The following is a 9,491-nucleotide window of genomic DNA, read 5'->3' on the forward strand; positions in this document are numbered from 1 at the left end:
GGCATGGCGGTCGCGGCGCCGCCGCCGGCGATAGTCACGTCATCCGTCATTTCAGTTCGCATCGATGCCTGCCGTTTTGATGACCTGGGCCCAGCGCTTCATCTCGCCGTCCAGGAACTCGCTGAAAGCCTGCGGCGCCGAGGCGACCGGAATGACGCCCTGCCCGAGCAGGCGCTTGCGCACCACGGGATCTTCGAACTCCGCCCGCACCGCTCCCTGCAGCTTTTCGACGATACCCTTGGGCACGCCGGCCGGGGCAACCAGGCCCAGCCAGGTGTTGCCGTTGAATCCCGGCAAGCCCGACTCATTCAGCGTGGGATAGTCTGGATAGGCCGGCGACCGCTCCAGGCCGGTAATGGCGATCAGCTTCAGCTTCCCCGACTTTACATAGGGTTCGGCCGAAAGCGCGTCGACGAACATGACCGACAGCGAACCGCCGAGCAGGTCCGTCAGTGCCTGGGCGCTGCCCCGGTAGGGCACATGCACCAGCTTGATGCCAGCCGCCTGTTGCAGCAATTCACCGGACAGATGGTTGGATTGCCCGACCCCTGCGGACCCGTAGGTCAGGGTACTCGGCTTGGCCTTCGCCAGCGCGATGAATTCCTTCAGATTGGACGCTGGAATCGACGGATTGGCGACCAGGAAGTTGGTCAGCTCCACCATCTGCGTAATGTTGCTGAAGCCGCGCGCCGTGTCGTACTGCAGCTTCGCGTACATGCTGGGGTTGATTGCGTGGCTGGTCGCCACCGCTCCCAGGGTGTAGCCGTCGCCCGGCGCGCGGGCCACCGCCTGCGTGCCGATGGTGCCGCCGCCGCCCGGCAGGTTCTTTACCACCGCGGGCTGGCCCAGACGCTCGATTCCGTGCGCGGCAGTGCGCGCGATAGTGTCCAGAATGCCGCCGGCCGAAGAGGCCACGATCACCTCGATCGGCTTGGACGGGTAAGCAGGCTCGGAGGCCGCCGCACCTGAGCCCAGGGCCATAAAGGCAGCCACGGCGGCGCTGGCCACCCGCGATGAGAATGAGGATTGAAGCAGAGGTATTCCGGTCTTCATGTTGTCTCCTTTATTCTTTATAGCGAATATTTATCTTTATAGCGAATAAAGTCTAGGATTGACCTTCTGGCTTGTCAAGGACAAAACCGAACACCCAAATGATTGACGCATCAACGAACGCTGGCTATTATATTTTTTAACGAGAATATTTTTCTCTATAACGAATAACTAGCCGTCCGAGATTGATGATAGCGGGCGTCACCCGCAGAGACAAAAGGAGCCTATCCGTGAGCTTGAGCTTTGCCTTTTCCACCGAGCACGAAGCCGTCCGCGACACCGTGCGGCGGCTTTGCCAGGACGAACTCTCCTCCCTGGTCTTCGACGCGGAAGAACAGGAAGCCTTCCCCAAGCACGTATTCCAGCGCTGGGGCGACCTGGGCCTGCTGGGCGTGCGCTACCCGGAAGCCGATGGCGGCAGCGGCCTGGACAAGGTCAGCGATTGCATCGTGCGCGAAGAGCTGAGCTATCTGTCCCAGGGGTTCGCCTCGACCTGGTCGGCGCATACCCATCTAGGCATCTGGCCCATCTGGAAGGCCGGCACGCCCGCGCAGAAGGCCCGCTTCCTGGCGCCAGCGCTGGCGGGACGAAAAGTGGCCGGGTTCGGCCTGAGCGAACCCGACGGTGGCTCCAACGTGCGCGCCATGAAGACCCGGGCCGAACGCGTCGAAGGCGGCTGGCGCCTGCATGGCAGCAAGCTGTACATCACCAATGCGCCCTTCGCCGACTTCCTGCTGGTGGCCGCACGCACCAGCCCCGAGCTCCGCCCGGAATCGATCAGCCTCTTCATCGTCGAGCTGCCCAATCCGGGCTTCGATATTTCCAAGCTCAAGAAGGAAGGGATACGCGCCTCGGAAACGGCGTTGATCCACATCGACGACGCCTTCGTGCCCGACGACTGCCTGCTGGGCGAAACCGAAGGCACGTATCCCCTGATCCTGGAATCGCTGAGCGAAAACCGCGTAGGCGTGGCGGCCAATGCGCTGGGCATGGCGCGCGCCGCCTTCGACGCCGCCACCGCCTACGCCAACGACCGGCTGGTGGCTGGCAAGCGCATCGGCCAATACCAGGCCATCGGCCACAAGCTCGCCGAAATGTCAGCGCAGATCGAGGCGGCGCGCTGGCTGGTCTACTACGGCGCCTGGCGGGTCGACCAGGGAACCCTGGACGCCGCCACCGCCGCGCGCGTCAAGCTGGTCGCCAGTGAAACCGCCGTGTCGGTCAGCGAACAGGCCATCCGCATATTCGGCGGCGCCGGCATCATGCGCGAATACCCGGTGGGCCGCATCCACCGCGACGCTCTCGTCTACATCATTGGCGAGGGCACCAGCGAAATCCAGAAGAACATCATCGCCAACAGCCTGGGGTTCAAGCCATGAACGACTTCGTCCTGCGCGAGCGCCGCGGCGCCACGCTCATCATCACCCTTAACCGCCCCGAACGGCGCAATGCCTTCGACCTCGATGTGCGCCAAAGCCTGGCTGAAGCCGTCCTCGAAGCGCGCGACGACGATGCCGTGAAGGCGGTGGTCATAACAGGCGCCCAAGGCGTGTTCTGCGCGGGCGGCGACCTGAAATCGCTGTCCGAAGCCAAGCGCCCGGTCTACAAGGACCGGGACCGCATACGCCGCCTGCATACCTGGTTCCACGAACTGGTCAACCTGGAAAAGCCCGTCATCGCGGCGGTGGACGGCCCCGCCTTCGGCGCCGGTTTTAATCTGGCGCTGGCCTGCGATTTCATACTCGGTACCCCCGCGGCGCGTTTCTGCGCCGTGTTCGGACGCATCGGCCTGGTGCCCGACCTGGGCGGCTTTTTCCTGCTGCCGCGCATCGTCGGACTGCAACGCGCCAAGGAACTGGTGTTCTCGGCGCGCGAAGTGGATGCCGATGAAGCGCGCGCGCTCGGCATGCTGTACGGTATCGTCCAAGCGCCGTCCTTACTGGACGAAGCATTGGCGCTCGCCGCCCGCTTCCATAGCGCCTCGACCGAGGCGCTGGGCATGTCCAAGAACATCCTCAACCGCTCCTTCAATCTCGACCAGAATACGCTGGCGGAACTGGAAGCCCATGCGCAGGCGTTGGCCTTGCACACGGCCTATCATGACGACGCCGTGGCACGCTTTCTGGACAAGCAGCCCCTCGCGTTCAACTGGCCCGCCAAGCCCGGCAAGGACGGCGCCGCATGAGCATGAACGCCTACATCACCGGCGCCTGCGATACCCGCGTCGGCGAGCTGTCCGGCTCCAGCTGCATGGGCCTGCACGCGGAAGCGGCATTCGGCGCGATACGCGATGCTGGCCTGGAGGCCGGCGATATAGACGGCGTACTGTGCGCCTACTCGTTTACCGAACCCCACCTGATGCTGGGCTCCGTGTTCTGCGAATACGCCGGATTGAGCCCGAATTTCTGCACCGCCATACAGGCAGGTGGAGCCAGCGCCTGCATCATGGTCATGCAGGCCGCTGCGCTGGTGGCCAGCGGCCAGTGCAACCATGTTTTGGTCGTGGCGGGCGACAACCGCCTGACGGGGCTGTCTCGCGACGGCGCGGTGGCAGCGTTGGCCGAAGTCGGCCACCCCCAGTTCGAGCGGCCCTTCGGCATCAGCGTGCCCGCCTCCTATGCGCTGGTCGCGCAGCGCTACATGCATGATTACGGCGTGACGTCCGAACATCTGGCGGCCATTGCCGTGGAGCACCGCCGCCACGCCGGACGGCACCCCAAGGCGCACAAGCGTGAACCGATCTCCATCGACGACGTATTGAACTCCCGCGAAATCAGTACGCCGCTGCGCATGCTCGACTGCTGCCTGGTTTCCGACGGCGGCGCGGCGCTGGTGATCAGCCGCCGCCCCTGCGGCGATGGCCTGCGCCCCGCCATCGAGATCCTTGGGGCGGGCCAGGGCCATACGCACGAACACATCGTGTCCGCTCCCAGCCTCGTCGACTTCGGCTGCAAGGCCTCGTCGGCGCGTGCGTTCGCGGCGGCGGGCCTGAAACCGGCTGACATCGATGTCGCGCTCATCTATGACTCGTTCACCATCACCTTGCTGGTCGAACTGGAATCCATTGGCTTCTTCGCGCGCGGCGAAGCCGGGCCCGCCGCCCTGCAAGGCGAGCTGGGCCTGGGCGGCGCGTTGCCTTGCAATACGCACGGCGGCTTGCTGTCCTATGGTCACTCCGGCGCGGCCGGAGGCATGTTCCACGCGGTCGAAGCCGTCCACCAGCTGCGCGGCCAGGCCGACGAACGCCAGGTGGATGGCGCCAGACTGGCCTTCGTGCATGGGGACGGCGGCATCCTGTCCGCCCACTGCTCACTTGTCCTGGGAGCCGCCTGACATGGAAAAACCCTCGATACGCCCCACCGCCGAAACCCGGTCCTTCTGGGATGGCTGCCGCGGCGGCAAGCTGCGCTACCAGACCTGCGCCGATTGCGGCGCAGTGCAGCGCATTCCGCGCAGTGTCTGCACCCATTGCCATGGACTGCGGCTGGACTGGAACGAGTCCGCCGGCCTGGGCACCGTACTCAGCCACACCACGGTGCATCGCGCCCCGACGCCGGCATTCAAGACCGCAACGCCCTATGTGATTGCCCTGGTCGACCTGGACGAAGGATTCCGGCTGATGGTCAACACGCGCGGCGGCGCCAACCCGCCGCTCGCCATCGGCCAGAGGGTGCGGATCGGATTCGAGCCCCGCGGCGACGACCTGCTGCCGATCGCGGAACCGGAGATGCCATGAGCACGCTCTACACCTATGACAGCTTCACTCCCGGCACGATGCTGGGCGATTGGGAAGAACCGCTGGACGCCAGGCTGCTCGCGCTCTGGGAACGCCTGTTCGGCTCGCACGCGCAGGACGCGCCTGCCCGGCAGGCCGGTCTGGCCGTCGCGCTGATGATGCGCGCCTACCTGAACGTGGTCACGCCGCGCCCGCCCGGCAACATTCATGCGCGGCAGGCGCTATCCGTCCTCGGTCTGCCGCAAGCCGGCGAGCGCATCCGCTCCACGGTGCGCTGCATAGGCAAGGAAATGCGGGGCGAACGCCGCTATCTCCAGTTGGAAGTCGCCGGCGAGGGCGCGGCGCGACGCCCTCTATATACCGGCCGCATGAACCTGATCTGGGCAGCCTAGGACACGCCATGACGCCTACCCTTGAAGCAGTCTCCATGACAGTCACGCAGGCGGATATCGATCTCTACGCCGAACTGACCAACGACTTCAACCCGCTGCACGTAGACCCGGCGTTCGCTGCCGCCACCCCCATGGGCGGCACCATCGCCCACGGCACGCTGTCGGTCAACCTGATCTGGCAATCGCTGGCGCGCACCTTTGGCGCCGGCGCCCTGGAACGCTTCGATCTGGACATCCGCTTTCTCAAGCCGCTGCACGCCGGCGGCCTCATCACCGCCGGCGGCGAACGTCTCGCCGATGCGCCGGGACACTATGGCGTGTGGGTCAAAGATGCCGACGGCGTCGCGCTGATAGCCGGCCAGGTAACGCTCGCCGGCGCCGGCACGCAGACCGCCAACTGAACCAACCGGGAACTGCCATGCACTTCACCCACGAACATCGCGAACTCGAGCGGACCACCCGTCGAATCATCGCCGAACACCTCGATCCCTATCTGGACGAATGGGAGGCCGAGCAGATATTCCCCGCCCACCGCGTCATGAAGGCATTTGGTTCCGCGGGCCTGCTGGGCATAGGCAAGGCCGCGGAGTACGGCGGCATGGAGCTGGACTTCAGCTACGAAATGGTCTTCGCCGAGACCCTGGGCGAGGTCCGGTCCAGCGGGCTGACCTCGGCCATCGGCGTGCAGAGCACGATGTGCACCCCTGCCCTGGCGCACCATGGCAGCGATGCGCTCAAACGTGAATACCTGGCGCCGACCATCGCGGGCGACCTGGTCGGTTGCATCGGCGTGAGCGAGGCATCGGCGGGATCGGACGTGTCGCGGATCAAGACCTGGGCACGGCGCGACGGCGACGACTACATCATCAACGGATCGAAGATGTGGATCACCAACGGCGTCCAGGGCGACTGGATCTGCCTGCTGTGCAACACCTCGCAAGAAGGCGGGCCGCACAAGAACAAATCGCTCATCATCGTGCCGTTGAAATCGCGGGGCGTCAGCGTCTCGCGCAAGCTGGACAAGCTGGTCCTGCGCGCCTCGGATACCGCCGAATTATTCTTCGACGACGTGCGGGTGCCGGCGAGCAACTGCATCGGCGAAGAGAACATGGGCTTCATCTACCAGATGGAGCAGTTCCAGGAAGAACGCATGTTCGTGGCGGCGCGCAGCATGCGCTCGATGGAGCGGGCCATCGAAGAAACCATCGAATATGCGGGCCAAAGGCAGGTATTTGGCGGCACAATCCTGTCCAATCAGGTCGTTTACCACAAGCTGGCCGAGATGCAGACCGAGATTCAGGCGCTGCGCTCGCTGCTGTACCGCGCCATCGATCTATACATGGATGGACAGGATATCGCCCAGTTCGCCTCCATGGCCAAATACTACGCGGGCAAGCTGTCCATGAAGATCCCGAACGAATGCCTGCAATTCTGGGGGGGCCAAGGGGTCATGAACGAGAACTGGATCTCGCGCGCCTATCGCGACTTGCGGCAGACGGCCATCGGCGGCGGCGCCAACGAGATCATGCTGGAGGTCATCGCGAAAACCATGGGCATACATCCCGGCAAGCGCGCATAGCGCCAGCGTGTTCTCAGCCCGCTCCGCCCCGTTGCGCGGTGTAGGCATGCCGGAAGTAGTCCCGCACCACCTGCATGGCGGGCGACACCTCCGCTCCCCGGCGCCAAGCCAGCCCCACGTTCATGGGCGGTATCGGATCCTTGAGCTGGACCGTTTCAATGCGCCGGCCTTCCAGCGACCAGGGCCGGTAGACCATGTCCGACAGCAGCGCCACGCCACTGCCGTTGGCCACCATGCTGCGCACCGCCTCGACGGATGAGGTGCGCAGCCGCACGTCGGGTTTGAAAGGGGTTTCGTTCCAGTAGCGCAAGGCGGTGTAGGCCGCCTCGTCCACGGTCAGCATGATGAAGGGTTCGCGCGAAACGTCCTCCAGCGTCACGGTGTCCACCGATAGCAAGGGATGTCCCGCGGGCAGCCAGAGGCGCCGCGGCGAACCAAAAAAATGCTCCACCGCCAGATCCGGATTGGCGACGTTGGACGAAAGCAGCAGCGCGACGTCATAGCGGTTGGCGATCAGGCCTTCTTCGATCGCGCTGCGGTTCAGTTCGTGCAGCTGGATATCCAGCCGCGGATACAACTGCGACAGCCGCTGCAGGTGATACGGCAGAAAGTAGCCGATCACGGTGTAGGACGCTGCCAGCAGCAGGCGGCCCGAAACCTCCTCCGCCGCCGCGGGCATGCGCAAGGCTTCGTCGACCGAAGCCAGGATGTTGTAGGCATGGTTCAGGAAGGTGCGGCCGCTGTGGGTCAACGTCACCCCGTTCGCGCCGCGCAGGAACAAGGCCGTACCCACCGTAACCTCCAGTTCGCGGATGGCGCTGGTGATGGCCGACTGCGATATCGCCAGCTGGATCGCCGCCTGCGAAATCTGGCCAAGTTCGGCCGCAGCGACGAAGTACTTGAGCTGACGCAAGGTGATCGACATGACGCTCCCTATCAATTAAATCGATATCTCGTTCTCAGAATATCTGCTTATCCGACTCGAAATAATTCCGATCGAATCAGGGGTATCCCTTATTTTTCATAGGAAAGCGATTCAGTGTCGCGTATTTGGTTGGCCTTTGGATATCTAAAAATTCGATACTGACCGATCAATAAAAAGATCTTTTTATCCCCTGCGCGCTTGGCTAATGTTCACGTCACACGCCGCTACGCATGCGGCGAGCAACGCGAAGGAGGCCTCCCGCAATGAGCAAGCGCAGCATCGACCTCAACTCGGACATGGGCGAAGGATTCGGCCCATGGACCATCGGGGACGGCGTGGACGACGCGATCATGCCCTTGATCAGTTCGGCCAACATCGCCACGGGCTTCCATGCCGGCGATCCGCGCATCATGAACCGCACGGTGCTGCAGGCCCGCGAGCACGGCGTCTGCATCGGCGCCCACCCGGGCTTTCGCGACCTGGTGGGTTTCGGCCGGCGGGACATGCGCGAAAGCGCGGAAGCGCTGGTGCATGACATCGTCTATCAGCTGGGCGCCCTGCGCGAGTTTGCCCGCCTGCACGGCCTGCGGCTGCAGCACGTGAAGCCGCATGGCGCGCTGTACATGCAGGCCGCCCGCGACGAAACCCTGTCGCGGCGCCTGATCGAAACGCTGCAGGAGCTGGAGCCCACGCTGGCGCTGTACTGCATGGAAAGCTCTGTCACCTACCGGCTGGCGCGGGAACTGAACCAGCCCGTGGTGCGCGAGTTCTACGCCGACCGCGACTACGACGCCAGCGGCTCGATCGTCTTCACCCGCTACACGCAGCCGCTGGATCCCGCCCAGGTTGCCGAAAACGTGCTGCGCGCCTGCACCGAGGGACGCGTCCGCACGGTCGAAGGCCAGGACATCGCCATCGATTTCGACTCCGTCTGCATACACAGCGACACGCCCGGCGCCTTGTCCCTGGTGCGCGCCACCCGCGAAAAGCTGGAGAGCCACGGCATCCGGATCGCGCCTCCCAGCGTGACCGGCCCCTGATCCGCCAGCCACCCCGAACAACATTCCAAGGAGAAACCCATGCCGTTGCACGATATTCCCAGCCCTCTGCCCGGAACCTTCTATTGCCGTCCCAGCCCAAGCGAAGCGCCTTTCGTGGAACCGGGCGCCACGGTGGCCGCCGGCGCCGTGATCGGCATCGTCGAAGTCATGAAGCAATTCAACCAGATCGAAACGCCCACCGGCGGCGTGGTGGCTGAGATCCTGGTGGAAGACGGCGAACCGGTGGAAGCCGGACAGCCGCTGTTGCGCATCGAGGGATAAGCGGCGCCATGTCCGACCTCAATCTCCCATACCGCCCCCGCAACATCCACAAGGTGCTGGTGGCCAACCGCGGCGAAATCGCGCTGCGCATCATCCGCGCCGCGCGCGAACTGGGCATGCGCACCGTGGCCGTCTACAGCGAAGCGGACCGCGACGCGCTGGCCACGCACATGGCCGACGAAGCGGTGCTCATCGGCCCTTCGCACGCGACGCGCAGCTACCTCAATACTGAAGCGCTGCTGGACGCCGCCCGCAGCACCGGCGTCCAGGCGGTGCATCCCGGCTACGGCTTCCTGTCGGAGAACGCGGCATTCGCGCAGGCCGTGAGCGATGCCGGCCTGATCTTCGTCGGGCCGGACGCCGCCACCATCCGCACCATGGGCGACAAGGCCGCGGCGCGCGCCTGCGCCCAGGCGGCCGGGGTGCCCACCGTGCCGGGCAGCGTTGGCGTACTGTCGTCGCTGGAAGAAGCCCTGACCCATGCGGC

Annotated in this window: 12 protein-coding genes; 10 read left to right on the plus strand and 2 right to left on the minus strand. The window is 64.7% G+C overall.

Annotated elements, in window-relative coordinates:
- Positions 1-51: 51 nt before the first annotated feature.
- Complete coding sequence (locus tag VIR09_RS19735; RefSeq protein WP_332014399.1) at positions 52-1,053, minus strand: tripartite tricarboxylate transporter substrate binding protein; 1,002 nt, start codon at positions 1,051-1,053, stop codon at positions 52-54.
- Positions 1,054-1,280: 227 nt separating this feature from the next.
- Between VIR09_RS19735 and VIR09_RS19740 the strand changes: the two genes are divergently transcribed.
- From VIR09_RS19740 to VIR09_RS19770, 7 genes are read left to right on the plus strand one after another with little or no spacing between them, the layout of a single operon-like run.
- Positions 1,281-2,429, plus strand: coding sequence for an acyl-CoA dehydrogenase family protein (locus VIR09_RS19740; protein WP_013395519.1), 1,149 nt, complete (start codon positions 1,281-1,283; stop codon positions 2,427-2,429).
- On the plus strand, positions 2,426-3,235 hold the full coding sequence (locus VIR09_RS19745) for an enoyl-CoA hydratase/isomerase family protein (protein WP_332014400.1): 810 nt from the start codon (positions 2,426-2,428) through the stop codon (positions 3,233-3,235). Before VIR09_RS19740 ends, VIR09_RS19745 begins: the two co-directional genes overlap by 4 nt.
- The gene (locus tag VIR09_RS19750; protein WP_332014401.1) at positions 3,232-4,383 is read left to right on the plus strand and encodes a thiolase family protein; all 1,152 of its coding nucleotides are present in this window, start codon (positions 3,232-3,234) and stop codon (positions 4,381-4,383) included. Before VIR09_RS19745 ends, VIR09_RS19750 begins: the two co-directional genes overlap by 4 nt.
- Position 4,384: 1 nt before the next feature.
- Complete coding sequence (locus tag VIR09_RS19755) at positions 4,385-4,786, plus strand: Zn-ribbon domain-containing OB-fold protein (protein ID WP_332014402.1); 402 nt, start codon at positions 4,385-4,387, stop codon at positions 4,784-4,786.
- Positions 4,783-5,178: a hypothetical protein gene (locus tag VIR09_RS19760; protein ID WP_332014403.1), complete on the plus strand. Its 396-nt coding sequence runs from the start codon at positions 4,783-4,785 to the stop codon at positions 5,176-5,178. The genes VIR09_RS19755 and VIR09_RS19760 overlap by 4 nt, the downstream gene beginning before the upstream one ends.
- 8 nt (positions 5,179-5,186) lie before the next feature.
- Positions 5,187-5,579 (plus strand): MaoC family dehydratase, encoded by a 393-nt coding sequence (locus VIR09_RS19765; RefSeq protein WP_332014404.1) that lies wholly within the window; start codon positions 5,187-5,189, stop codon positions 5,577-5,579.
- A 17-nt stretch (positions 5,580-5,596) separates the two neighbouring features.
- Entirely contained in the window at positions 5,597-6,757 is a 1,161-nt protein-coding gene (locus tag VIR09_RS19770; protein WP_332014405.1) for an acyl-CoA dehydrogenase family protein, read from the plus strand.
- 13 nt (positions 6,758-6,770) lie between these two features.
- Here VIR09_RS19770 and VIR09_RS19775 read toward each other — a convergent pair whose 3' ends face one another.
- On the minus strand, positions 6,771-7,682 hold the full coding sequence (locus VIR09_RS19775; RefSeq protein ID WP_332014406.1) for a LysR family transcriptional regulator: 912 nt from the start codon (positions 7,680-7,682) through the stop codon (positions 6,771-6,773).
- A gap of 263 nt (positions 7,683-7,945) precedes the next feature.
- On the opposite strand from VIR09_RS19775, the gene VIR09_RS19780 reads away from it, so the two are divergent.
- The 3 genes from VIR09_RS19780 to VIR09_RS19790 form a co-directional block, all read left to right on the plus strand.
- Positions 7,946-8,722, plus strand: coding sequence for a 5-oxoprolinase subunit PxpA (locus VIR09_RS19780; protein WP_332014407.1), 777 nt, complete (start codon positions 7,946-7,948; stop codon positions 8,720-8,722).
- A gap of 39 nt (positions 8,723-8,761) precedes the next feature.
- Entirely contained in the window at positions 8,762-9,004 is a 243-nt protein-coding gene (locus VIR09_RS19785; protein ID WP_332014408.1) for an acetyl-CoA carboxylase, read from the plus strand.
- 8 nt (positions 9,005-9,012) lie between these two features.
- Positions 9,013-9,491 (plus strand): biotin carboxylase N-terminal domain-containing protein (locus VIR09_RS19790; protein ID WP_332014409.1); only part of this gene is annotated, 479 nt, incomplete at its 3' end.

The sequence above is a fragment of the Achromobacter sp. genome, assembly GCF_036567245.1.
GTDB lineage: Bacteria > Pseudomonadota > Gammaproteobacteria > Burkholderiales > Burkholderiaceae_B > Achromobacter.